At 63.9% G+C, this 24,553-nt stretch carries 25 protein-coding genes; 15 read left to right on the forward strand and 10 right to left on the reverse strand.

Features of this window, described 5'->3' with window-relative positions:
• Positions 1-9 precede the first annotated feature (9 nt).
• The 5 genes from mltG to fabD form a co-directional block, all read right to left on the reverse strand.
• The gene (mltG, locus tag ACVJNE_RS16425) at positions 10-1,185 is read right to left on the reverse strand and encodes an endolytic transglycosylase MltG (protein WP_173190482.1); all 1,176 of its coding nucleotides are present in this window, start codon (positions 1,183-1,185) and stop codon (positions 10-12) included.
• A gap of 100 nt (positions 1,186-1,285) precedes the next feature.
• On the reverse strand, positions 1,286-2,545 hold the full coding sequence (fabF, locus tag ACVJNE_RS16430) for a beta-ketoacyl-ACP synthase II (protein WP_499567262.1): 1,260 nt from the start codon (positions 2,543-2,545) through the stop codon (positions 1,286-1,288).
• 45 nt (positions 2,546-2,590) lie between these two features.
• Positions 2,591-2,827: an acyl carrier protein gene (locus ACVJNE_RS16435; RefSeq protein WP_047143752.1), complete on the reverse strand. Its 237-nt coding sequence runs from the start codon at positions 2,825-2,827 to the stop codon at positions 2,591-2,593.
• A gap of 236 nt (positions 2,828-3,063) precedes the next feature.
• On the reverse strand, positions 3,064-3,801 hold the full coding sequence (gene fabG / locus ACVJNE_RS16440) for a 3-oxoacyl-[acyl-carrier-protein] reductase (RefSeq protein ID WP_499567265.1): 738 nt from the start codon (positions 3,799-3,801) through the stop codon (positions 3,064-3,066).
• A 14-nt stretch (positions 3,802-3,815) separates the two neighbouring features.
• A complete protein-coding gene (gene fabD / locus ACVJNE_RS16445; protein ID WP_499567267.1) occupies positions 3,816-4,763 on the reverse strand; it encodes an ACP S-malonyltransferase in 948 nt (315 codons plus the stop codon).
• A 172-nt stretch (positions 4,764-4,935) separates the two neighbouring features.
• Between fabD and ACVJNE_RS16450 the strand changes: the two genes are divergently transcribed.
• From ACVJNE_RS16450 to ACVJNE_RS16515, 14 genes are all read left to right on the forward strand, one after another.
• Entirely contained in the window at positions 4,936-6,855 is a 1,920-nt protein-coding gene (locus tag ACVJNE_RS16450; protein ID WP_499567269.1) for an LTA synthase family protein, read from the forward strand.
• Between the two features lie 301 nt (positions 6,856-7,156).
• Positions 7,157-7,618 carry a 30S ribosomal protein S6 gene (rpsF, locus tag ACVJNE_RS16455; protein ID WP_173190473.1) on the forward strand — a complete coding sequence of 154 codons (462 nt, stop codon included), beginning with the start codon at positions 7,157-7,159 and terminating at the stop codon, positions 7,616-7,618.
• Positions 7,618-7,866: a 30S ribosomal protein S18 gene (rpsR, locus tag ACVJNE_RS16460; RefSeq protein ID WP_173190471.1), complete on the forward strand. Its 249-nt coding sequence runs from the start codon at positions 7,618-7,620 to the stop codon at positions 7,864-7,866. Before rpsF ends, rpsR begins: the two co-directional genes overlap by 1 nt.
• 197 nt (positions 7,867-8,063) lie before the next feature.
• Positions 8,064-8,651 (forward strand): 50S ribosomal protein L9, encoded by a 588-nt coding sequence (gene rplI, locus ACVJNE_RS16465; protein WP_499567272.1) that lies wholly within the window; start codon positions 8,064-8,066, stop codon positions 8,649-8,651.
• 159 nt (positions 8,652-8,810) lie between these two features.
• Positions 8,811-10,103, forward strand: a complete 1,293-nt coding sequence (locus tag ACVJNE_RS16470; protein WP_499567273.1) for a cyclopropane fatty acid synthase — start codon at positions 8,811-8,813, stop codon at positions 10,101-10,103.
• An 82-nt stretch (positions 10,104-10,185) separates the two neighbouring features.
• A complete protein-coding gene (locus ACVJNE_RS16475) occupies positions 10,186-10,509 on the forward strand; it encodes a YnfA family protein (RefSeq protein WP_499567275.1) in 324 nt (107 codons plus the stop codon).
• A gap of 4 nt (positions 10,510-10,513) precedes the next feature.
• The gene (locus ACVJNE_RS16480; RefSeq protein ID WP_499567277.1) at positions 10,514-11,482 is read left to right on the forward strand and encodes a small ribosomal subunit Rsm22 family protein; all 969 of its coding nucleotides are present in this window, start codon (positions 10,514-10,516) and stop codon (positions 11,480-11,482) included.
• Between the two features lie 231 nt (positions 11,483-11,713).
• A complete protein-coding gene (locus ACVJNE_RS16485) occupies positions 11,714-13,204 on the forward strand; it encodes a replicative DNA helicase (RefSeq protein ID WP_173190456.1) in 1,491 nt (496 codons plus the stop codon).
• 3 nt (positions 13,205-13,207) lie between these two features.
• A complete protein-coding gene (gene alr, locus ACVJNE_RS16490) occupies positions 13,208-14,389 on the forward strand; it encodes an alanine racemase (protein WP_499567279.1) in 1,182 nt (393 codons plus the stop codon).
• Entirely contained in the window at positions 14,382-15,779 is a 1,398-nt protein-coding gene (gene radA / locus ACVJNE_RS16495) for a DNA repair protein RadA (protein WP_499567281.1), read from the forward strand. The genes alr and radA overlap by 8 nt, the downstream gene beginning before the upstream one ends.
• A 52-nt stretch (positions 15,780-15,831) precedes the next feature.
• The gene (locus ACVJNE_RS16500; RefSeq protein WP_368802690.1) at positions 15,832-16,377 is read left to right on the forward strand and encodes a CvpA family protein; all 546 of its coding nucleotides are present in this window, start codon (positions 15,832-15,834) and stop codon (positions 16,375-16,377) included.
• Between the two features lie 61 nt (positions 16,378-16,438).
• Positions 16,439-17,911: an amidophosphoribosyltransferase gene (gene purF, locus ACVJNE_RS16505; RefSeq protein ID WP_499567283.1), complete on the forward strand. Its 1,473-nt coding sequence runs from the start codon at positions 16,439-16,441 to the stop codon at positions 17,909-17,911.
• Between the two features lie 18 nt (positions 17,912-17,929).
• Entirely contained in the window at positions 17,930-18,691 is a 762-nt protein-coding gene (locus ACVJNE_RS16510) for an SDR family NAD(P)-dependent oxidoreductase (RefSeq protein ID WP_499567285.1), read from the forward strand.
• Positions 18,692-18,792: 101 nt separating this feature from the next.
• Positions 18,793-19,140: a hypothetical protein gene (locus tag ACVJNE_RS16515; protein ID WP_499567287.1), complete on the forward strand. Its 348-nt coding sequence runs from the start codon at positions 18,793-18,795 to the stop codon at positions 19,138-19,140.
• A 64-nt stretch (positions 19,141-19,204) separates the two neighbouring features.
• On the opposite strand, the gene ACVJNE_RS16520 is transcribed toward ACVJNE_RS16515, so the two are convergent.
• Positions 19,205-19,726, reverse strand: a complete 522-nt coding sequence (locus ACVJNE_RS16520; RefSeq protein WP_499567288.1) for an OsmC family protein — start codon at positions 19,724-19,726, stop codon at positions 19,205-19,207.
• Between the two features lie 182 nt (positions 19,727-19,908).
• Here ACVJNE_RS16520 and ACVJNE_RS16525 point away from each other — a divergent pair, with 182 nt between their 5' ends.
• Positions 19,909-20,619, forward strand: coding sequence for a 1-acyl-sn-glycerol-3-phosphate acyltransferase (locus ACVJNE_RS16525; RefSeq protein ID WP_499567290.1), 711 nt, complete (start codon positions 19,909-19,911; stop codon positions 20,617-20,619).
• A gap of 7 nt (positions 20,620-20,626) precedes the next feature.
• Here the strand turns inward: ACVJNE_RS16525 and ACVJNE_RS16530 are convergent, their stop codons facing one another.
• The 4 genes from ACVJNE_RS16530 to ACVJNE_RS16545 form a co-directional block, all read right to left on the reverse strand.
• Positions 20,627-21,442, reverse strand: coding sequence for a CDP-alcohol phosphatidyltransferase family protein (locus ACVJNE_RS16530; RefSeq protein WP_499567292.1), 816 nt, complete (start codon positions 21,440-21,442; stop codon positions 20,627-20,629).
• A 7-nt stretch (positions 21,443-21,449) separates the two neighbouring features.
• Positions 21,450-22,148, reverse strand: coding sequence for a phosphatidylserine decarboxylase (locus ACVJNE_RS16535; RefSeq protein WP_173190444.1), 699 nt, complete (start codon positions 22,146-22,148; stop codon positions 21,450-21,452).
• Positions 22,149-22,293: 145 nt separating this feature from the next.
• The gene (locus ACVJNE_RS16540; RefSeq protein ID WP_499567294.1) at positions 22,294-24,177 is read right to left on the reverse strand and encodes an ABCB family ABC transporter ATP-binding protein/permease; all 1,884 of its coding nucleotides are present in this window, start codon (positions 24,175-24,177) and stop codon (positions 22,294-22,296) included.
• A 24-nt stretch (positions 24,178-24,201) separates the two neighbouring features.
• Positions 24,202-24,552, reverse strand: coding sequence for an ArsR/SmtB family transcription factor (locus tag ACVJNE_RS16545; RefSeq protein ID WP_173190441.1), 351 nt, complete (start codon positions 24,550-24,552; stop codon positions 24,202-24,204).
• Position 24,553 lies beyond the last annotated feature (1 nt).

Consider the following 24,553-nt stretch of genomic DNA (forward strand, 5'->3'; position numbering starts at 1 on the left):
TTCGCGTCGTCACTCGTTTGCGGCGTCACTCTCCTCCGCTTCGCCTGCTGCCTCCGCGCGCTGCCTTTCGATCCGCCGCCAGCGCGCGACATTCTCGTTATGCTCCTCCAGCGTGGTCGCGAAGGCATGCCCGCCGCTGCCGTCCGCCACGAAGTAGAGATCCTCTGTCCTAGACGGGTTGGCGACCGCTTCAAGCGATGCACGGCCCGGGATGGCGATCGGCCCGGGCGGAAGCCCATCGATCGTATAGGTGTTGTAAGGTGTCGGCTTGTCGATGTCCGATCGGTAGATGGGACGGTCCGCCGGCTTCCCCTCGCCGCCGAAGATACCGTAGATGATCGTCGGGTCGGACTGCAGGCGCATGCCGCGCTCCAGCCGGTTGATGAAGACGGAGGCGACGCGCGACCGTTCGTCCGCCTTGGCGGTCTCCTTCTCGACAATCGACGCGAGCGTGACAAACTCGTTGATGTCGGAGATGGGAAGGTCCTGCGACCGGCGTTCCCAGATGCTTTCCACCAGCTTCTTCTGGTCCGCGGAGAGGCGGTCGATGACATCCTGGCGCTTCAGGCCACGGGTGAACCGGACCGTATCGGCTGCCAGCGATCCCTCAGCCGGCATCTCGGCAGGCATCTCGCCTTCGAGTTCCTCTGCCGCGGCAATGCGCGCGAAGGCCTGAGCCACGGTCAGCCCCTCGGGGATGGTGACCGAATGAAGGATCGACTTTCCACTGACCAGCAGTTCCATGATGTCGTGCATCGAAGCGCGGGCGGGAATAGCGTATTCGCCAGCCTGCAGGCGGCCGTCATTGCGATAGGCGCGAAGCCCGAGGCGGAAGATGCGCGCGTCGCTGATCATGTCGCGGCGCTGAAGCTGGTCCGCGATTTCGGTGACGCCGGTATTGGGCTTGATCAGGAACGTGTCAGGCGTGGCCAGCGGCCCAGGGCCTTCGAAAGTGGTCTTGCCGAACCAGACCGCGACAAAGGCCGCGATGACCAGTAGCACGATCGACGACATCAGGAAGTTCAGAAAAACGACGACCTGGCTGCGGGAACGGCGCGAACGACGCGGCGGAGGTGTCCCCGCCTGGGGTCGAAGCGCCTCGCTGGCGCTTTTCGGCACGATGGGCTTGGGCCCGGATTGATGCTGGCTGGCTATAGCGCCATCGTCCGCAGGATTGCTCGTCATGGCCTCCCGGCACTCCTTCAAGCCGACACTGTCCGATTCAGCGAACCGAAGCTAAGCCGGAATATGGCGAAATTGGCGATGCGGCCGAAGAAGTGGCCGCTCAGCCTTCATACCTGCGGAACACCAGCGACGCATTGGTGCCGCCGAAGCCGAAGGAATTGGAGAGCGCAACGTCGATCTGACGCTGCCGGGGCGCGTTGGGAACCAGATCGATCGCCGTTTCTCTCTCGGGATTGTCGAGATTGATGGTCGGCGGAGCGACATTGTCACGAATGGCAAGTACCGAGAAGATCGCCTCGGCCGCACCGGCGGCGCCGAGCAGATGACCGATCGCAGATTTCGTGGACGACATCGACACCTTGGAGGCAGAATCGCCAACCAGCCGTTCGACGGCGCCAAGCTCGATCGTGTCGGCCATCGTGGATGTGCCGTGGGCGTTGATGTAGTCGACATCCGCCGGGGACAGCCCGGCGCGCTTCAACGCCGCGGTCATGCAGCGGAACGCGCCATCGCCATCTTCAGCCGGGGCCGTAATGTGGTAGGCGTCGCCCGTCAGACCGTAGCCGACGACTTCGGCATAGATCTTCGCGCCGCGCGCCTTGGCATGCTCAAGTTCTTCCAGCACGACCACGCCGGCGCCCTCGCCCATCACGAAGCCATCGCGATCCCTGTCATAGGGGCGGGATGCCTTCTGCGGATCGTCGTTACGGGCGGTGGAGAGCGCCTTGCAGGCTGCGAAGCCAGCCAACGAAAGCCGTGTAACCGGAGATTCTGCGCCGCCGGCCACCATCACGTCGGCATCGCCGAACATGATGAGGCGCGCGGCATCGCCGATCGCATGCGCACCCGTTGAGCAGGCCGTGACGACCGCGTGGTTCGGCCCCTTGAGGCCGTGGCGGATCGAAACCTGCCCGGATACGAGATTGATGATGTTGCCGGGGATGAAGAAGGGGCTGATGCGACGCGGCCCCTTTTCCTGCAGGATCAGCGCGTTCTCGGCAATGCCTTCGATACCGCCGATTCCAGAGCCGATCATCACGCCGGTGGCGTTCTGGTCCTCGGCGCTTGTCGGATGCCAACCGGCATCCTTGAGAGCCATATCGGCCGCGGCAACGCCATAGATGATGTAGTCGCCGACCTTGCGCTGCTCCTTCGGCTCCATGAACCGATCGGGATCGAACGCATTGTCCCCGCCATCGCGGGGGATGGCGTGGGCGATCTTGCAGGCAAGATCGTCCACCTCGAAAGTGTCCACACGCCGCGCGGCGCTCTTCCCGGCCAGAATCTCTTTCCAGGCATGTTCCACGCCGACGCCAAACGGCGAAAGCAGTCCCATACCGGTGACGACGACGCGTCTCATCGCTTCACTCTGATCTGGCTTTGGTCAAGTCGCGCGGCGAAGGCGTCAGGCCGACGCCTTGTCGATGTACTTGACCGCGTCGCCGACGGTCAGGATCGTCTCGGCGGCATCGTCCGGAATCTCGACGCCGAACTCTTCCTCGAAAGCCATGACCAGCTCGACGGTGTCGAGGCTGTCTGCGCCGAGGTCGTCGATGAAGCTCGCGCCCTCGGTGACCTTGTCGGCATCGACGCCCAGATGCTCGACAACGATTTTCTTGACGCGTTCTGCGGTATCGCTCATTTGCAAACCCTCGACTTCAAAAAGTTGGTGGGACTTCGTTAGCGGCACGATTGCCGGTAATCAAGCTGAAAGATGGGAGCATAGGGTGGGGATAATCCCGGTTTCAACCGGTTATTTCCTGCCCGTATTGATCAGTCCTGAAGCTCCCGAAGGCGGCGTTCATTCGCCATGGAGCGGCGGCATTACACGAAAACACTTCACGGTCAAAGACCAAATTCGCCGCCGCATGGCCGTTATCAGATCATCGCCATGCCGCCATTGACGTGAAGTGTCTGCCCCGTGACATAGCCGGCCTCGTTGGATGCGAGGTAGAGGACGGATGCGGCGATGTCCTCGCCCGTCCCCATCTTCTTCATCGGGATGGCCCCCATGATCGCGTCTTTCTGCTTGTCGTTCAGCTTCTCGGTCATTGCCGATTCGATGAAGCCGGGCGCAACGCAATTGACGGTGATGTTGCGGGTGGCGATCTCCTGGGCAAGCGACTTCGAGAAGCCGATGAGGCCGGCCTTGGAGGCACAATAGTTGGCCTGCCCCGGATTTCCCGTGACGCCGACGATGGAGGTGATGTTGACGATGCGGCCGAAGCGGCGGCGCATCATCGGATGCGTCAACTCGCGGGTCAGACGGAATACCGCGGTCAGGTTCACCTCAAGCACTGAGTCCCAGTCCTCGTCCGGCATGCGCACGAACAGGCCATCTCGGGTGATACCAGCGTTGTTGACTAGAATGTCGACACCTTCCAGCTCGGCCTCAGCCTTCTGGCCCAGCGCCTTGACCTCGTCGCGGTCGGAGAGGTTGGCGGGAAACAGCTTCACGCGATCGCCCAGCTCGGCGCCAAGGGCCTCCAGCTTCTCGATCCGGGTTCCGTGCAGCCCCACGGTCGCGCCAGCCGCGTGAAGCGTGCGGGCAACGCTTTCGCCGATGCCTCCGGTTGCGCCGGTTACAAGCGCCTTGCGGCCGCCAAGATCAAACATGGGAAATCCTTCTCTCAAGCCTGGCCAAGTTCGGCCAATGCCGCGTCGATGTCGGCAGACGTGCCGACATTAGCCGTAGTGATGTTGCGGTCGATGCGGCGCGCCAAGCCGGAAAGCACCTTTCCGGCTCCAACCTCGTAAAGCGTGGTCACGCCGTTCTGCCCGAACCATTCCACGGTCTCGCGCCAACGCACGCGAGCGGTCACCTGTTCCACCAGCCGGGCAGCGATCTCGTCCGGATCGCTCAGCGGGCGCACGACAACGTTGGCAATGACCGGCACGACGGGGGCATTCTTGACCACACCTGCCAGCGCTTCGCGCATGGCGTCCGCTGCCGGCTGCATAAGAGCCGAGTGGAAAGGCGCGGAGACCGGGAGCATGAGCGCACGCTTGGCGCCTTTCTCGGTGCAAATGCGCGCCGCGTGCTCAACCGCCGGCTTGGCGCCGGAAATGACGAGCTGGCCGCCGCCATTGTCGTTGGCGATCTGGCAGACCGAACCCTTGCCGGCTTCCTCGCAGGCGGCCTCGACGTCGGCCTGCTCGAGACCGATGATCGCAGCCATCGCACCTTCGCCGACGGGAACCGCAGCCTGCATGGCGTTGCCGCGAATGCGCAGCAGCCGTGCCGTATCGGCGATGGAGAACGTTCCGGCCGCCGCCAGCGCCGAATATTCGCCCAGTGAGTGGCCAGCCACATAGGCCACTTTGTCCTTGAGAGACAGGCCCCGCGCCTCGAGTACCCTGATTGCCGCAAGCGACACCGCCATGAGGGCCGGCTGGGCGTTGGCTGTCAGCGTGAGTTCGTCTTCCGGCCCTTCCCACATCAGCGTCGAGAGCTTCTGCGCGAGTGCGTCATCGACCTCATCGAAGACCGCCCGCGCCTCGGGAAAGGCGTCTGCGAGATCCTTGCCCATTCCCACGGCCTGGCTGCCCTGACCGGGAAAGGTAAAGGCGATCGACATGGCGTTTCTCCCTGCGTTCTTTGCGCCAGCGTGTGGCGCAAGCGCGGCTACAGGTCAAGTGTCGTACTTTTGCCTGCAATCCGAAACTTCTTTGCCGGCCAAGGCAACCTCTGGCCTGGATGACAGTTTTATGACAACTAGATGACACGCGCCCGCGACAAGGAACCGTGGATTGAGCCGCATCGTCGACCCGGTCGCTCCGGGCCTAACCGATACTTCGCCTATCAACAGCCTGAACAGGCTGGCGCATGGTTTCGCCTATGTGGCGGCGATCATGCTGGCGGCCGTGACGCTGACCTTCCTTATGGAAACGATCCTGCGCGGATCCGCAGGCGACGCCGTCGGTTTCATCACGGATCCCACAAGGCCCGCACTGGCAACGATCGCGGCCATCGCCCTCGTTCTTCTGGGGCTCGACGCTTTCACCCGTCGGAGTGGCCAGTCGGTGCTGTTGCTGGCTCCCCTGCTTCTGTTGCTGGCCTGGGTGGGCTCCCAGAAGCGGTTCTATCTTGGCGATCCGCCCTATCCGACCGATTTCCTCTACGCGCGCCAGATCGTGGAACTGCTGCCCCTGATGGTCGCAGAGCGCCCCATCGCCGGGCTGCTAATCGTCGCCAGTACGATAGCGGCCGGGGCTGCGCTGGCTGCGATGTGGTTCCGGTCGCGGCTTTTCCCTGTAACAGGCCCCGTGGGAAGAATCGTGCGGCTTGCATTGGCCGTGCCGCTTCTGGTCCTGTTTGCCATGCAGATGGACTATGCGCGCCATTCGCCGCTGCGCTCGGCCCTCAATATCGAGCCCATGATGTGGGACCAGGCCGCGAATTACCGTCACAACGGCCTCGTCATGGCGTTTGCCCTGAACGTGCCGATGGCCAATGTGAGCCCGCCGGCCGGCTACAGCCCCGCATCGGTGAATGCGATCCGGGCGCCGGCGCCCGTCGCTTACGCGTCCACGCGCAGGCCTGACATCGTCATGGTGATGAGCGAGTCGTTCTGGGACCCGACGCGGCTTCCAGGTGTGACCATCACGCCCGACCCGATTGCCTTCACCCGCTCCATGCAGTCGGGCCACATCTTCTCGCCGGAGTTCGGCGGCATGACCGCCAATGCGGAGTTTGAGGCGCTGACGGGCTTTTCCAACGCCTTCCTGCCCTATGGCAGCATCCCCTATCAGCAATATGTGCGTGGCGAGATGCCGTCGCTGGCAAGTTTTCTCTCGCAGAAAGGCTATGCCACGCTCGCTCTGCATCCTTTCCAAAGCTGGTTCTGGAACCGCGGTAACGTCTATGACGCCTTTGGCTTCGACCGCTTTCTTTCGGAAGAGAACGTCGAACCGCTGGCAAAGCGCGGCCGGCTGGCCTCTGACGCCGCATTGACCGACTTGATCATCGAAGAAGTCGACGCCTCCGTGGAACCGATCTTCGCCTTCGCAGTGACGCTGCAGAACCACGGGCCGTACGAGGCAAACCGCTATCCGGACAACCGGATCACCGTCGAAACCGGCGTGGGCGAAGCCGCGCGTCGCGCGATCGGCAGCTTCTCCGAGGGCATGATGGATTCGGACCGTTCGCTGGCCCGGCTTCTCGAATGGGCCGAAAACCGCGACCGGGAAACCATTGTCGTCTTTTTCGGCGACCATCTGCCGCCGCTCGGTCAGACCTATGTCGCCACCGGCTTCATGGAGCGCACGGTCAGCAACCGCTTTGGCGACGCGGCGAAGCTGACGCGCGAGCGCGAGACGCCGCTGGTCATCTGGTCCAACCGCACCGGATCGGTGAAGCAGGCCGGAACACTGAGTCCGGCTTTCCTGCCGCTGCATCTGCTCCAGGCCGCAGGGATGGAGCACCCCTTCTATACCGGGTTCCTGAGCACCGCCTACGATCGCTGGCACGTCATCGACCGGCATCTGCTCGTCGACAAGAACGGCAGCCCCACCGAGGGCTGGAGCCAAAGCGTGGTCGACCCGCTGCTACGCGACTACCGCCTTATCCAGTACGACGTGATGTTCGGTGCGCGCCACGGCGCCGGCCGTTTCTTCCCGCAGCTTGAAGCCCCGCTGATCGCGCAACAGCAGGGCCGAACCGCGTGGTGACGCCACATTCTGCCGGCATTCTTTGTGGGACCAAAAGCCTGACGGCAGTGCCGGCTTGCAAAAGCAGCGGAATACCCATATAGACCCCGCCAATCTGCCGGTCCCAGCTGGGGGCTGAACGGAGGGCCGTGTCATTCTTCTGATGGCGCGCGTGAAGGCAAAAGCTCTTCCGCCTCCCGTGTCTCCGCTCTCGACCGTCTCGTCGTGCTCCTTTCTTCGCCCGCCAAATGCGGGACAAGAGAAGTTGCAGAGGCTTTAGCCGCCGGGAACCGGACAGAGAAACGAAGAAAGGCAAGACAATATGGCTCTTTACGAACATGTGTTTCTTGCCCGCCAGGATTTGTCCTCGCAGCAGGTCGAGGCTCTTGTGGAACAGTACAAGGGCGTGATCGAAGCGAATGGCGGCTCCCTCGGCCGGGTCGAGAACTGGGGACTCAAGTCCCTCACCTACCGCATCAAGAAGAACCGCAAGGCGCACTACACGCTCATGGACATCACGGCCCCGGCCGCTGCCATCCAGGAGATGGAGCGCCAGATGGGTCTGTCCGAAGACGTGCTGCGCTTCATGACCATTCGCGTCGAAGCCCACGAGGAAGGCCCGTCGGCAATGATGCAGAAGCGCGACGACCGCGAGCGCGAAGGCCGCTTCGGCGACCGCCCGCGCTTCGGCGATCGCGATCGCGGCGGCGACCGTGGTGGCGACCGCGACCGTGGTCCGCGCCGTCCGCGCGAGCAGGCACAGTCTGAAGGAGCTGCAGAATAATGGTCGACATCAACCAGATTCCGACCCGGCGCCCCTTCCATCGCCGCCGCAAGACCTGCCCGTTCTCCGGCGCCAACGCGCCGCGGATCGACTACAAGGACGTGCGGCTGCTGCAGCGCTACATTTCCGAGCGCGGCAAGATCGTGCCGTCGCGCATCACGGCCGTCAGCCAGAAGAAGCAGCGCGAACTCGCCAAGGCGATCAAGCGCGCGCGTTTCCTGGGCCTGCTGCCCTACGTCGTGAAGTGATTATACGAGGGGCGGTCCGCCGCCCCTCGTCCGCCTCTGCGAACGGCGCAGGGACCGGAACCATAAATCCGAGTTGGGCCTGACGGCCCTAACTGCCAGAACAGGCAGGACAGCGACCCGGCGGCAACCGTGCCCCCAACAGCTTCCCTGCCTGTTTCCACAGATCAGCGCCGCCAGGGCGCGAACAGGAGACAATCATGGAAGTCATTCTTCTCGAGCGCATTGCCCGCCTCGGCCAGATGGGCGACACCGTCAAGGTCAAGGACGGCTTTGCCCGTAACTACCTTCTGCCCAAGGGCAAGGCCCTTCGCGCCAACGAAGCCAACAACAAGAAGTTCGAAGGCCAGCGCGCCCAGCTCGAAGCCCGCAACCTCGAGCGCAAGTCCGAGGCCCAGGAGGTTGCCGACAAGCTCGACGGCAAGACCTTCGTGGTCGTTCGTTCCGCCGGCGAGACCGGCCAGCTCTACGGTTCGGTGTCGACGCGCGACATCTCCGACATCCTGACCGCCGAAGGTTTCTCGGTCGGCCGCAACCAGGTCGAGCTGAACCAGCCGATCAAGACTATCGGCCTTTCCAATGTCGCGCTGGCGCTGCATCCGGAAGTGGAAGTGACGATCACGCTCAACATCGCCCGCTCCGCGGACGAAGCCGAGCGTCAGGCCGCCGGCGAGAAGCTGGATTCGGCCGAAGCCATCTACGGCGACGACATCAACGAGAACGCCCGTCCCGACGCCTTCTTCGATCCGAACGAAGACGGTTTCGAAGGGAACGAAGAAGAAGCCTGATCCGGCTTCAATCGAACTGATCGTGATGCCCGGCCGGAAACGGCCGGGCTTTTTTTTCACTGGACCATTCGCCGACGCAAAAGAGGAACTTTTTTCACTCTGCGGGGTTTCGTAATCTGGCTTTCTTGCGACGGGTGGCAACGTACGTGAGCGAGTGACATGAACACATTGCTGCAAGGTGTTGTTGAACGGCTGGTTCGGACCGGCAACCTCAAGGTGACCGCGCCGGATGGGACGGTCGAGACCTTCGGCGACGGAAGCGGTGCTTCGGTCCACGTCGTCGTCAAGAGCCATCAGGCGCAGCGCGCAATCCTTCTCGATCCCACGCTGGCGTTTCCCGAAGCCTACATGAATGGCGAGATCGACTTCGTCGAAGGCGATGTGCTCGAGTTCCTGCGGATCGTTTACCAGAATATGGGGTCGGACGGGATCGATGCAGCCTGGACGAAGGCGATCGAAGGCATTCGCGTCGTGTTCCGACGGCTGCAGCAGCTCAACACGGCGACGCGCTCAAGACGAAACGTCCAGCACCACTACGACCTCTCGCGTGAATTCTACCGGCTCTTCCTCGACGAAGACATGCAGTATTCCTGCGCGTATTTCGAGCGGCCGGACATGACGCTTGAGGAGGCGCAACTGGCAAAGAAGCGACATCTGGCCGCAAAGATGCGGCTCCAGCCGGACCAGCAGGTGCTCGATATCGGGTCGGGCTGGGGCGGGCTCGGGCTCTATCTCGCCGGCACCTTCGACGTGAATGTCCTGGGAATTACGCTTTCCTCCGAACAGCATACGCTCGCCACCGACCGCGCACACGATGCGGGGCTGGAAAGCCGGGTTCACTTCGAACTGAAAGACTACCGAGACCTGCGGGAGCGTTTCGACCGCATCATTTCCGTCGGCATGTTCGAGCATGTCGGCGTGAACCACTATCGCGCCTTCTTCGACCGCTGCGCTGCGCTCTTGAAGCCGGATGGCGTGATGGTGCTGCATTCGATCGGCAGGGCGGGGCCACCGACCGCGACCAATGCCTTCATTCGCAAGCATATCTTTCCGGGCGGCTACATTCCGGCTCTCTCGGAAGTGTTCCCGCATATCGAGAAGGCGGGCCTGATGGTCGCAGACGTCGAGATATTGCGGCTGCACTACGCGGAAACGCTGAAACACTGGCGCGAGCGCTTCCTGGCGCAACGCGAACGCGTGGTCGATATCTACGACGAGCGGTTCGCGCGGATGTGGGATTTCTATCTCGCCGGGTCGGAAGCCGCGTTCCGCTGGCAGGACCTGATGGTGTTCCAGCTGCAGATTTCGTTGAAGAACGATGCCGTGCCCATTACCCGCGACTATATCGGCAAGTGCGAGAAGGCGCTGGCTATGCACGAGATGGGCCACGCGCAGGCGCGCCCAGCACGGCGTCCGCGCAAGACCGGCCGCAGAGTGGCCGACCGCGATTAAGACCAAGCCCCGAGCCATCGCCCGGGCTTGCGTTTCGGCGATGGACGGGAAAGAAGATCGGGCTCCGAAGATCGAGACCCGGATGACCTTGCCCGTATTCATTGCCGCCGCACTTTTCGAGATCGCAGGCTGTTTCGCGTTCTGGGCATGGTGGCGCCTGGACAAGTCGGCGCTGTGGCTGATTCCGGGTACGCTCAGTCTCGTGATGTTCGCCTGGCTGCTGACCCTCGCCGATACGAGCGCGGCAGGACGCGCCTATGCCGCCTATGGCGGCATCTATATCTGCGCGTCTCTGTTCTGGCTGTGGCTGGCCGAGGGCGTGAAGCCCGACCGTTTCGATCTGGTGGGTGCGGGTATCTGCCTCGTCGGCGCATCCGTCATCCTGCTGGCGCCGCGCGGAGCCTGACGCGATGGAACTGCCCGCTCCCCTTCGCCAGGCGATCGATGAAATGCTTCACGGCATTCCAGCCTCCGAGATCGCGCGGGCGGCAACCGTGCTTTCGGAGCGCTACCGTGCGGAGGTGCGCGACGGCCGCCTGCATATGAATGCCGATCTGGCGGTGAAGGCCTATCTCGCAACGCGCATGCCGGCCACGTTTGCCGCCGTTCATGCAAGCCTCGATGCGGCGGCGGCGGCGATGCCGGATTTCGCGCCCAAAACCATGCTCGATGTCGGGTGCGGACCGGGAACCGTGCTTTGGGCTGCTGCCTCCGTCTGGCCCGAGCTTGAAACCGCAACGTTGCTGGACGCCAGCGAACCGGCGCGCCGCGCGGGCCGCGCGCTTTCGGATAATCTCCGGCAAGTAACCACGACCTGGGTGGCAGGCGACGCAACGCTCGATCTGCGCGGGCAGACCCCGCATGAGCTGGTGACATGCGCGTATGTCCTGGATGAGGTGGCCCCAGCTTCACTTGGGGGGCTTGTCGACAGCCTCTGGGCGCTGACGGGAGAGATGCTGGTCATCGTGGAGCCCGGTACGCCGGCCGGCTGGCGGCGCATTCTGGATGCTCGCGCACGCCTTATCGGCATCGGCGCCCATGTCGCAGCCCCTTGCCCGCATCAAGCGCCCTGCCCGCTTGCCGCTCCGGACTGGTGCCACTTTGCCCGGCGCGTCGCGCGCTCGCGCATCCACCGGGTCGCCAAGGGCGCCGATGTTCCCTGGGAGGACGAGAAGTTCATCTATCTGGCCGCGACCCGGAACGCGCCCGCTGCTCGCGAAGCGCGCGTGCTTGCGCCGCCCAGGCACGGGTCGGGCAAAGTGCAGCTCAAGCTCTGCCAGCCGGATGGAAACGCCGTCGAGCGCCTATTGACCAAGCGCGACGGTACGATCTTCAAGGAGGCCCGGCGCGCGGACTGGGGTGATACGCTTGGAGGCTGACGCAGATATTCTCCTTTTGTTCCGGATCGACGGGCGCTATGCTATCGACCCGATTCGCGTCAACTGCCAAACACGTTTTTGTCCGCACAGGCTGTGGATCGCTGTGAATCATGAAGGTTGAAACAGAAGAAGCTTTGAACCAGCCCACTGCGGGGATAGGACGGTACCCGGTATCGGCTGCGGGGCGTTGTTGTTTTCCGAGTCCGGCAAGACAAATCATACGGAGCCGGCATGGCTGAAGCAGTCCGCAAGCTCGCAGCGGCGGAGACACCGCTCTATCGCGAAGCGCCCAACAACATCGAGGCCGAACAGGCGTTGCTCGGAGCCATTCTGGTCAACAATGACGCATTCTATCGCGTATCCGACTTCCTCAAGGCGAGCCATTTCTACGAGCCGCTGCACCGCAAGATCTACGAGGTGCTGGCCGAACTGATCCGGATGGGCAAGATGGCCAATCCGGTGACGATCAAGACGTTCCTTCCCGCCGACGAGAAGGTCGGCGACATGACGGTGGCGCATTATCTTGCGCGGCTTGCCGCCGAAGCCGTGACGGTCATCAACGCGGCCGACTACGGTCGCGCCATCTACGACCTCGCCACCCGCCGCGCGCTCATCACCGTCGGCGAGGACATGGTCAACATCGCCTATGACGCGCCAGTGGACATGTCGCCCGGCGAGCAGATCGAGGATGCCGAGCGCCGGCTGTTCGAGCTGGCCGAGACCGGCCGCTATGACGGCGGCTTCGAGAGCTTCAACGACGCGGTCAAGACCGCCGTCGACATGGCCAACGCCGCCTATATGCGGGACGGCCATCTCTCGGGCATCTCGACCGGCTTGCGCGACGTCGACCGCAAGCTCGGCGGGCTCCAGTCTTCCGATCTCATCATCCTTGCCGGGCGTCCCGCCATGGGCAAGACCTCGCTTGCCACCAACATCGCCTTCAACATCGCCAGCGCCTATACGCCGGCGCAGCAGGCCGACGGTTCCTTCAAGGCTGCGAATGGCGGGGTGGTCGGCTTCTTCTCGCTCGAAATGTCTTCGGAACAGCTCGCAACACGTATCATCTCCGAGCAGACGGAAATCTCGTCCTCGAAGATCAGGCGCGGCGAGATCACCGAAGCCGATTTCGAGAAGCTGGTTGCGTGCTCGCAGATGATGCAGAAGACGCCGCTATTCATCGACCAGACCGGCGGCATCTCCATCGCGCAGCTTGCCGCGCGCGCGCGGCGCCTCAAGCGGCAGCGCGGGCTCGACGTGATCGTGATCGACTACGTGCAGCTCATGCAGGGCTCATCGGCCAAATCCAGCCAGAACCGCGTGCAGGAAATCACCGAGATCACGACCGGCCTGAAGGCGCTTGCCAAGGAGCTGAACGTGCCAATCATCGCGCTTTCCCAGCTCTCGCGCCAGGTCGAGAGCCGCGACGACAAGCGGCCGCAACTCGCCGACCTGCGCGAATCGGGCTCGATCGAGCAGGACGCGGACGTGGTGCTGTTCGTCTATCGCGACGAATACTACATGCAGAACAAGCAGCCGGAGGAAGGCACGCCGGAATATGAAGACTGGCGGCTGAAATTCGAGCGCGTGAAAGGCAAGGCCGAACTGATCATCGCCAAGCAGCGCCACGGCCCTACCGGCACGGTGGAACTCGCCTTCGAAGGCCAGTTCACGCGCTTCTCGGACCTTGCCGAGGAAGACCGCCTGCCAGAGCGGTTCGAATAGACATTGTCCGGCTGGCTTCCCTTCGAACCCGACGCGCTCCACGAGGGCGCCGACCCGCGGCTCGCCGGCGGCCGGCTGAGGATCGATCTCGCGGCGCTGGCCGAGAACTATCGCCTGCTTGCCCGTCAGGCAGCACCCGCGGCGGTGGCCGGCGTGGTCAAGGCGGATGCCTACGGCCTGGGTGCCGGCCATGTCGCGCCGGTGCTGTGGGACGCAGGCTGCCGCACATTCTTCGTTGCCCTGCCGGAAGAAGGCATCGCCTTGCGTGCGATATTGCCGGAGGCGGAGATCTTCGTGCTGAACGGGCTCTTCGGCCCGGAAGCCGTCCCCGCCTACGGCGAATATCGCCTGCTGCCGGTTCTCGGATCGCCAACCGATCTTTCATGCTGGGAAGCCTTCGGCTGGGACGGCGATGCGCCACGCCCCTGCGCGATCCATGTCGACACCGGCATGAACCGGCTCGGGCTAACGCCCGAAGAGGCGGTCGCGTTTGCCGAGGAAAACGCGCTGACGGTTGCGATCACGCCGCGCCTGCTGATGAGCCATCTCGCCTGCGCCGACGATCCCGCTCATCCGCTCAGCAGGCGGCAACTCGAATCGTTTCAGGCGGTTAGGCAGGCTTTCTCGGGGATCGATTCAAGCCTGGCCAACTCGTCGGGAACGTTTCTGGGCGCCGATTTCGCCTTCGACCTCGTCCGTCCGGGCATCGCGCTCTATGGCGGCCGGCCGGTCAACGGCGCAGAGAACCCCATGAGCACCGTGGTCACGGCGGAAGCGCGCGTCGTGCAGGTCCGGCAGGCGAGCGTGGGGGAAGCGGTCAGCTACGGCGCGACGCACACGCTTGCGCGCGACACGATCATCGCCGTCGTCTCGGCAGGATACGCGGACGGCTACCATCGCGCGGGTTCCGGCAGCGGCGTGCCTTTGCGACAGGTCGCAGGTGGAGGCCATGGTTTTCTGCATGACCGGAAAGTGCCGGTGCTGGGGCGCGTCACGATGGACCTGACCATGTTCGACGTCACCGACCTTGGCGCCGATGCGGTGAGCGTCGGCGACTGGGTGGAACTGTTCGGTCCCAACATCGCCATGGACGACGCGGCAGCGGCCGCAGGCACGATTTCCTACGAACTGCTGACCTCGCTGGGGAAGCGATACCACCGGCATTATGTGAGCCCACATGGCTAAGCCCCGCGTTCAGTTCATCTGCCAGAACTGCGGTACGGCGCATGCGCGCTGGGCCGGCAAGTGCGATGCCTGCGGCGAGTGGAACACGCTGGTCGAGGAAGGCACGTCCGGCGGCATAGGCAGCGGCCCGGCCGGCATGCGCAGCAGCCGCAAGGGACGGCCTGTCACGCTCACCACGCTCTCCGGCGAGATCGAGGAGGCACCACGCATCGTCTCCGGCATCGCCGAGCTCGACCGGGCGACCGGCGGCGGTTTCGTGCGCGGGTCGGCGCTGCTGGTCGGCGGCGATCCGGGCATCGGCAAATCGACACTGCTGACCCAGGCGGCGGCGGCACTCGCCTCGCGCGGTCATCGGATCGTCTATGTGTCGGGCGAGGAGGCGGTGGCGCAGATACGCCTGCGCGCACAGCGCCTGGGTGCCGCCGACACGCCTGTCGAACTGGCTGCCGAGACCAATGTCGAGGATATCCTCGCCACCATCGCGGAAGGCAAGCGACCCGACCTCGTCATCCTCGATTCGATCCAGACGCTGTGGACAGACATGGCAGACAGCGCACCGGGCACGGTGACGCAGGTACGCGCGGCCGCGCAGGCGATGATCCGCTATGCGAAGTCGACTGGCGCGGCGGTCGTGCTTGTCGGCCACGTGACCAAGGAAGGCCAGATCGCAGGGCCGCGCGTGGTCGAGCACATGGTCGACGGGGTGCTCTATTTCGAGGGCGAAGGCGGGCACCATTACCGCATCCTGCGTACCGTCAAGAACCGCTTCGGGCCGACGGACGAGATCGGTGTGTTCGAGATGTCGGACAAGGGGCTGCGCGAGGTGGCCAACCCGTCCGAACTCTTCCTCGGCGAGCGCAGCGCCAAGGCGCCGGGGGCGGCGGTGTTTGCCGGCATGGAAGGCACGCGGCCGGTGCTCGTCGAAATCCAGGCGCTGGTCGCCCCCTCCCCGCTCGGCACGCCGCGCCGGGCGGTGGTCGGATGGGATTCGGCGCGGCTGTCGATGGTGCTCGCGGTACTGGAAGCCCATTGCGGCGTCCGCTTCGCCCAGCACGACGTCTATCTGAACGTTGCCGGCGGCTATCGCATCACGGAGCCTGCGGCCGACCTCGCGGTTGCAGCCGCGCTGGTTTCCTCGCTTACCGGTCTTGCCCTTCCGGCCGATTGCGTCTATTTCGGCGAAATCAGTCTTTCGGGGGCTATACGGCCCGTCGCACACGCCCAGCAACGCCTGAAAGAGGCGGAAAAGCTGGGTTTCGCCCAGGCGGTCATGCCTAGTGCGGGTGACGAGCAGAATGGCGGGAGCGGCCAGCGGGCGTTTCAGCCGGCTACGCTTTCCGATCTGGTCGTGCGCATCGCCGGTTCGAAGCGGCGCGACGCGGATGACTGAAGGGATGCAAGTGGCGAGCGGTCTTCGCTTGCGCGACTGGAGTGGAGCCTGAATGCCCATTACCCTGCTGGACGGAATCCTCGTCGGCTTCACCCTCGTTTCCGCAATGCTGGCCATGGTGCGTGGCTTTTCGCGCGAGATCCTGTCGATCGCATCGTGGGGCGCTGCTGCGGTTGCGGCGTATTTCTTCTACCCGGCGCTCGTCCCCTATATCGAATCCTATGTGGATCACCCGCAGCTCCGCATAGCGGTGGCCGCGGCCATCGTGTTCTTCATCGCGCTGATCGTCGTGACGGTCATCACCATGAAGATCGCCGACTTCATCATCGACAGCCGCATCGGCGCGCTGGACCGGACGCTGGGGTTCCTCTATGGAGCCGCTCGAGGCATACTCGTCGTAGCCGTCGGCCTTCTATTCTTCTCGTGGCTGGTGGGAACCAACCCGCCCGCATGGATTTCGGAAGCCAAGTCGCTGCCGCTGCTGGAAAGTATCGGAAACTGGCTGGAAGGTATCCTGCCGGACGATCCGGAAAACTCGATACTGAACCGCATATCGCCCGGCGAGGATACGCCCGGCACCGAACAGCCGGAAAACTGAGGCTGCGCCATACTGGTGGCGCGGGTTACGCAAACAGAAAACAATCGAGAGGCGGTGCCTTATGGCAGACGCAGACGATACTCCGTTTTCATCAGGTGCCGACGACCGCTTTCATGACGAATGCGGCGTCTTCGGCATTTTTGGCAGGCAGGATGCCGCCGCGATCGTCACGCTCGGGCTGCACGCCTTGCAGCATCGCGGGCAGGAAGCGGCCGGCATCGTCTCCTATGACGGGTCGCAGTTCCACGTCGAGCGCCATGTGGGCCTGATCGGCGACACGTTCACCAAGCAGTCCGTCATCGACCGGCTTTCCGGCACCCGGGCCATAGGCCACACGCGCTACGCCACTACGGGCGGCGCTGGCCTGCGCAACGTGCAGCCGCTGTTCGCGGAGCTTGCCGAAGGCGGCATCGCGGTTGCCCACAACGGCAACCTGACCAATGCGATGACCGTTCAGCGCGCGCTGCAGAAGCAGGGCTCGATCTTCACATCCACCTCGGACACGGAAACGATCCTCCATCTCGTCGCCACCAGCCGCGAGAAGGATATCAATTCCCGCTTCATCGAAGCCGTGCGACAGCTTGAGGGTGCGTTCTCGCTCGTCGGGCTGACGGCCAAGAAGATGATCGGCTGCCGTGACCCTATGGGCATACGCCCGCTCGTGCTCGGCGATCTCGACGGCGCGTGGATCCTGGCATCGGAAACCTGCGCCCTGGACATCATCGGCGCCCGTTTCGTCCGCGACCTGAAGCCCGGCGAGATGGTGGTGATCACCACCAAGGGCATCGAGAGCTTCTTCCCGTTCGAAGCGCAGAAATCGCGTTTCTGCATCTTCGAATATGTCTATTTCGCCCGTCCAGACTCCTCCGTCGAGGGCCGGAACGTCTACGATGTGCGCAAGCATATCGGTCGCGAACTGGCGATCGAGAACCCTGTCGATGCCGACATCGTCGTGCCGGTGCCGGATTCGGGCACGCCGGCGGCAATCGGCTTCGCGCAGCAGGCGGCACTGCCGTTCGAGCTCGGCATCATCCGCAACCACTATGTGGGGCGCACCTTCATCCAGCCCGGCGATTCGATTCGCCATATGGGCGTCAAGCTGAAGCACAACGCCAACCGCAAGATGATCGAGGGCAAGCGGGTGGTGCTGGTCGACGATTCGATCGTACGCGGCACGACGAGCCAGAAGATCGTGCAGATGGTTCGCGATGCCGGCGCGAAGGAAGTGCACATGCGCATCGCCTCGCCGCCCACGCGCGCCTCGTGCTTCTACGGTGTCGACACGCCCGAAAAGTCCAAGCTGCTCGCCTCGCGCATGTCCATCCGGGAGATGGCAGATTTCATCCGCGTCGATTCGCTGGGCTTCCTATCCATCGACGGGCTCTACCGGGCCGTCGGCGAAGCAAACCGCGATGCCGAACAGCCGCAATTCTGCGATGCCTGCTTCACCGGCGAATATCCGACCCGCCTGCTCGACCTCGAGGGCACGGACAACGTACGCACGCTGTCGCTGCTGGCGACGGGCGGACAATAGTAGGCCACAAGGACCAGCATGACCTCTTCCCTGAACCTTTCCGGCCGGGTGGCCGTCGTCACCGGCGCGTCGCGCGGCATCGGCTATTTTATCGCGAAAGAGCTCGCAGCAGCCGGTGCCCACGTCGTTGCCGTGGCCCGCACCATCGGCGGGCTGGAAGAGCTTGACGACGAGATCAAGGCGGAGAAGGCGATCTCCGGCAAGGGCGAAGCGACGCTGGTGCCGCTCGACCTTGCCGACGGAGCGGGCGTCGACAGGCTCGGCGGCGCGATCCATGAGCGCTGGGGCAAGCTGGACATCCTCGTTGCCAATGCCGGTGTTCTGGGCGTCATCTCGCCACTCGGCCATGTCGAGGCAAAGGTGTTCGAGAAGGTGATGGCGGTGAACGTCACCTCTACCTGGCGGCTGATCCGCTCCGTGGACCCGCTGCTGCGGCTTTCCGACGCCGGGCGCGCCATCGTCATGTCCTCCGGCGCGGCCCATTCGGCAAAGGCCTTCTGGGGTCCCTATGCAGCGTCCAAGGCAGCGGTCGAGGCGATGGTGCGGTCGTGGGCAGACGAAACCAAGAACCTGCCGCTGCGCATCAACGCCGTGAATCCCGGCGCGACGCGTACGGCAATGCGCGCTCAGGCAGTGCCGGGCGAGGACCCTCAGATCTTGCCACACCCTTCCGAGATCGCGCGCAAAATCGCGCCGCTGGCGAGCCCGGAGCTGACCGAAACGGGTCTCATCTTCGATGCGCCGACCGAGCGCTTCCTGCGCTATCGTCTGCCCGAGTAGGGAACGCAACGACGGTCAAACTATCGACCAGATCGGCGTTGCATGCTAAATGTGTGGAAACCGGTCGCGATGGACCGTATCGCATTCGCAAGGCTCGCCTTATGAGAAACCTTCTCCTTCCGCTTTTTGCCGCAAGCGCCTTGTTCGCAGCTTCTGCCGCTCAAGCCGACGTCTTCAGTTCGCAGGATTTCAGCGGCGACACCGCCACCGCAAACAATCTGCCCGGCGTGAACCTCGATGCCGCGCCCGGTTTCGGCGTCAGCGGCGGCAATTGCGAAGAGGTGGAGGTGCCGGCCTATTCCCCGCGCGACACATTCGAGAGCCGCAAGGGCACGACCTGCAAGTTCGGCAATTTCTCGCTGACCACTACCGGCACGGGCGGCAATCATCTCTATGACACGACCTACGGTGGCAACCCGCCGCCCTGGGCCGAGGGCTGGCGTCCGTAAGGGGCTCCGCCGTTTCACGGCAACGACAATTCGACAAAGCCAGAACCGATCGGTCGTCGGCGTTCTACGCTGCCGCGCCACTGAGGGTGGCGTTGACGGTCAACTCCGGCTTCACGCTGATCGTCTGAAACACGACGCAATAGCGCTCGGTGAGCTTTAGCAACGCATCGATGCGCTCCTGCGGCTCATCCGTGTCCAGTTCGAAAGCCAGCCTGATCGCCCGGAAACCCACCGGCGCATCGCGGTCCACCCCAAGCGTGCCTCGGAAATCCAGGTCGCCCTCGGCCACTACGGTCGCATCGCGGAGGTTGAACTCGAGCGCCGTCGCCACCGCCTTCAACGTGACGCCCGCACAGGCAACGAGTGCCTCCAGAAGCATATCGCCCGAACAGAGTTCCAATCCCGATCCACCCGTCGCTGGGTGGAGACCTGCGATAGCGATCGCACGGCCCGTCTCGACCTTGCATGCAATGGACTGATCGTCGATGGCACCTCGGGCCCGCAAAGTGACCAGCGCCTTGCCGGCATCGTCGCGATAGGTTTCCTTGATCGGCGCCTGCATGGCCTTGAGTGCGGCAGCGTCCATGGGTTCCTCCCTGGCTGGCTGCCATCATACCAAGCCCCTCGCCGCGCGAACAGGCCTCAGAACGCGTGCCGAGCTTCTGCCACCATCAGGTTCGCCGCGATTGACGCGCCCACGCAATCGGTTACGTTTGCGCCTCAGCGACCGGCAGGAGCCGCAAGCTTGGCATTTGCTGTGAGGGGCACATGATACTGGCCGGAATCATCATCGCCGGCATTGCAGCGTTGTGGCTCGCAGCCGCGGCCTGGCTGGTTTACGAGCAGAAGATTACGTTTCGGCAGGCGGTGCTGCATGCGCCGCTGGCGCTGCTTTGGCGCGTCGACGCTCATGCGTTGCGCGACATCAAGGCTCCGTCGTCGGTGATCTACGTCGTTTCGCACCAGTCTCGCCTCGACCCGGCATTGATGCTAGGGCTGCTGCCGGACGACACGCTGCACATCCTCGACGAATACTCGGCAAACGCCGCGTGGCTCGATCCATGGCGCTCGCTGGCGCGCACGATCGCCTTCAATCCGGAGCACCTGTTCATCAGCAGGCGGCTCGTTCGGGTGCTGCGCGGCGGCGGCAAGCTGTGCGTCTATATGCCGGCCGATGTCGCGCCGGAAACCCGCGGCTTCCGCCTCTATCGCGCCGTTGCGCGCATCGCATTGCGCGCGGAAGCCAAGGTGGTGCCGATCTACGTTGCCGGCGCACGCGACCTGCCCTTCTCGCTGCTGCCGCGCGACGCCACCCGACGCCGGCTACTACCGTCGCTGACGGTGCGGGCGCTGGCGCCTGCAACCATTGCCGAGCTCGTCGCGCGTAACGAGGTTCAGCCGGGCACCTCGTCGGGAGCGCTGTACGGACGCATGACGGAAGTCAGCCGGACGACGGAAATCGACAAGGAAGCAGCCTGAAGGGCCGCTATTGCTCGCCCTCGTCGGAAGCAGCCACTTCCTCTTTGGCCACGCGGCGGGAATAGGCGCGCCAACTGAACGGCAGGAAGGCCAGATAAGCGAGCGCCGTGGCCGCCATCGTGTGCCAAGTGTAGCTGAATAGCAGCGCCACATACAAAACCATGCCCAGCATCATCGGCATGACGGCGTCGCGTCGGATGCGGGTTCCGCTTGTCTTGCCCGAGTAGACCGGCAGTCTGCTAACCATCAGCAACGCAACTACAACGGCGAAGGCGCTTGCGCCGAAGGCCGTGGACACGACCAGCGGCATGCCGAGAAAGCCCATATAGACAGGCAACAGCACAAGCAGCGCACCGGCCGGCGCAGGCACGCCGACGAAATAGTCGCCCTGCCAAGCAGGACGGTTGGGATCTTCCAGCATGACGTTGAACCGCGCCAGCCTGAGGCAGCACGCAATGGCAAACAGCAGCGCGGCGATCCAGCCGAACGCACCGGCACGGTCGAGCAGATAGACGTAGAGCACCAACGCGGGTGCGACGCCGAAATTGACGATGTCGGCGAGCGAATCCATCTGCGCGCCGAATTTCGAGGTCGCCTTGAGCATGCGCGCAATGCGCCCGTCCACCGCGTCTAGCAGCGCGGCGATCAGCACCATGGCAACCGCGAGCTCATACCGCTGCTCGAAGGCAAGCCGCACGCCCGACAGGCCGGCGCAGACAGCCATCACCGTGATCAGGTTCGGCAGCACCAGCCGCAGCGGAATCTCGCGCAGGCGCTGGCCGCGGCGGGCGCCATGAGGCTCGAAGGGAGGGAACGGAGCCATCGGCCGCTCAGGACACGCGCACGAGCGGTGAAGCCGCGTGGGCGCCGAACTCGGCAATGATGGTCTCGCCCGCAACCGCCGTCTGGCCGACCGCAACCTTCGCGACCGCGCCGGCAGGCAGGTAGACGTCGACCCGCGAGCCGAAACGAATGAGACCGATGCGCTCGCCGATGGCGATGTCGTTGCCGCTGTCGACCCAGCAGACAATGCGGCGCGCGACAAGTCCGGCAATCTGGACCGCGGCGATGCGGCCGTTGGGGCTGTCGATCACGATGCCGTTGCGCTCGTTCTCCGCGCTCGCCTTGTCGAGTTCCGCGTTCAGGAACTTGCCCGGACGATGCTCGACGGCCGTGATGCGGCCACGGGCCGGCGCTCTGTTCACGTGGCAGGAGAAGACGTTCATGAATACGGAGATGCGGGTCATCTCGCCGCCATCAAGGCCCAGCTCGCGCGGCGGGATCGCTGGCCCTACGGCGGACACGATACCATCCGCCGGACTGACCACAAGACGGTCATCGACCGGCGTCACGCGCTCCGGATCGCGGAAGAAGTAGGCACACCAGGCGGTCAGGATCGCGCCAATCCAGAAGAGGCTGGTGGAAAAGAAGCCCAGAACAACCGCAACCGCGCCAAAACCGGCGATGAAGGGATAGCCTTCACGGTTGATCGGCACGAACGCGTTTTTGATGCTGTCGACGAGGCTCATCGCGGCCAAGGCTCCCGGTGGTGAGGCGTCTGATTACAGAAATCCGCCCTCCGCCGCAATGCGCAGCGTCTCTATCCTCACAAGGCAAGCGGTACAAAGTGGCTACAGAGCCGCATACCAAAGCACGGATGAACCCCCGGGCCAGCTAGACCTCGGATGTGCGGCGGCGGACGACGACACCCATCTCGTCGGTCTCGCGGGCACGGCGCAGCTTCTCCTCGGCCTCGGTCGCCTCGCGCTGGCGGTCCCACATCGACGCATAGAGGCCTTTCGCGGCCAGCAACTCGGCGTGGCGGCCGCGTTCGGCGATGCGGCCATCCTGCAGCACGATGATCTCGTCGGCCGAAATGACCGTCGAAAGCCGATGTGCGATGACAAGCGTGGTGCGACCACGGCTGACGAGATCGAGCGCGGCCTGGATTTCCTGCTCGGTCTGCGTGTCCAGCGCCGAGGTCGCCTCGTCCAGCATCAGCACAGGCGGTGCCTTCAGGATGGTGCGGGCAATCGCGACGCGCTGCTTTTCGCCACCGGAGAGCTTTAGCCCGCGCTCGCCGACCATGGTCCTGTAGCCATCCGGCAGCGCAGCGATGAATGTACCGATCTGCGCGAGGTCGGCTGCCTGCGCCACCTCATCCTCGCTGGCCGAGGGCCGTCCGTAGCGGACATTGTAGGCGATCGTGTCGTTGAACAGCACCGTATCCTGCGGGACCATGCCGATCGCGGCACGAAGGCTCTCCTGCGTCACATCGCGGATGTCCTGCCCATCGATGCGGATCGAACCTTGCTGGACATCGTAGAAGCGGAAGAGAAGCCGCGAGATGGTCGACTTGCCGGCACCCGACGGCCCGACGATGGCGACGGTCTTGCCGGCCGGCACCTCGAAGGAGATACCCTTGAGGATCGGCCGGTTGGCGTCGTAGGAAAAATGCACGTCGTCGAAAGTAACCTTGCCATCACTGACGACCAGCGCCGACGCGCCCTCTCGATCGGTCACCTCTTCCTTTACGTCAAGAAGGTCGAACATCTGCTCGATGTCGGTCATTGCCTGCCTGATCTCGCGATAGATGAAGCCGATGAAGTTGAGCGGGATCGAAAGCTGCATCAGCATCGCGTTAACGAAGACGAAGTCGCCGATGGTGTGCGTGCCCCGCGACACTTCCCACGCCGACATCGCCATCACAGCCGCCATGCCGACGCCGAAGATGACGCCCTGGCCGAAGTTCAGCCAGCCGAGCGACGTCCAGGTGCGGGTCGCGGCGTCCTCGTATCGCGCCATCGAGCGGTCGAAGCGCTCAGCTTCCATCTTCTCATTGTTGAAATACTTCACCGTCTCGTAGTTGAGCAGCGAATCGATTGCCTTGGTGTTGGCTTCCGTATCGCTGTCATTCATTTCGCGACGAATTGCGATGCGCCAGTCGCTCGCGCGCACGGTGAACCAGGTGTAGAGCCAGACGGTCGCGGCGATGATCGCGACATAGATCCAGCCATAGGTTACCCAGAATATGATCGCGGTCAGGGCGAATTCGAGCACCGTGGGCGCGGTGTTGAGGATGGTGAAGCGCACGATGGTCTCGATGCCCTTCACGCCGCGCTCGATGATGCGCGACAGCCCGCCCGTGCGCCGCTCCAGATGGAAGCGCAGCGACAGCTTGTGCATGTGCACGAAGGTCCGGTAGCCGAGCTGGCGTACGGCGTGCTGACCCACACGCGCGAACAGCGCATCGCGCAGCTGATTGAAACCGAGCTGGACAATTCGCACGACGTTGTAAGCGAGCACCAGCATGACGGGCGCTACGAGAACGGCCGGAATGTAGTCGGCCGGCTGGAGCTCGCCCACGAGCGCATCGGTTGCCCATTTGAAGAAATAGGGCACGAGCACGAGGATCAGCTTGGCAAGCACCAGGAACAGGGTCGCCCAGGCGACACGAACCTTCAGGTCGGCGCGGTCGGCAGGCCACATATAGGGCCACAGATTGGCCAGTGTTCGCAGGGTCGAGCCGGATTCGGCTGAAACGGTCTTGTCTGCCAAGGTAAAAGGTCCTGAAAAATTCTGTTAGCGCGCCGGACCGGAATGCGGCCCGGCGCAGCAGGAAAGAAGAAGTCCGCTGACGGCACCTGAAAGTGCAGCCAGCGCTTCGCGATCAACTTCGTAACGGGAGCGCGGACGCTCCGGCGTCAAACGCACCAGCCCTGCATCGACCAGCACCTTCAGATGCTGCGACACGGTCGACTGCGCGAGATCCAGCCTTTGAACGACGTCCTTGCAGCAGCAGGCCTCCGACCCCGCAAGATGCAACAGGATTTCGATCCGCGCCGGATGCGACAGCGCAGCGAGCTTGGCTGCCACGGCAACGCGGTCGCCGCAGGGAGGGGCTGAATCAGGTGAGGCAAGATCGATATTCATC

The organism is Mesorhizobium sp. DxT (genome assembly GCF_058448885.1).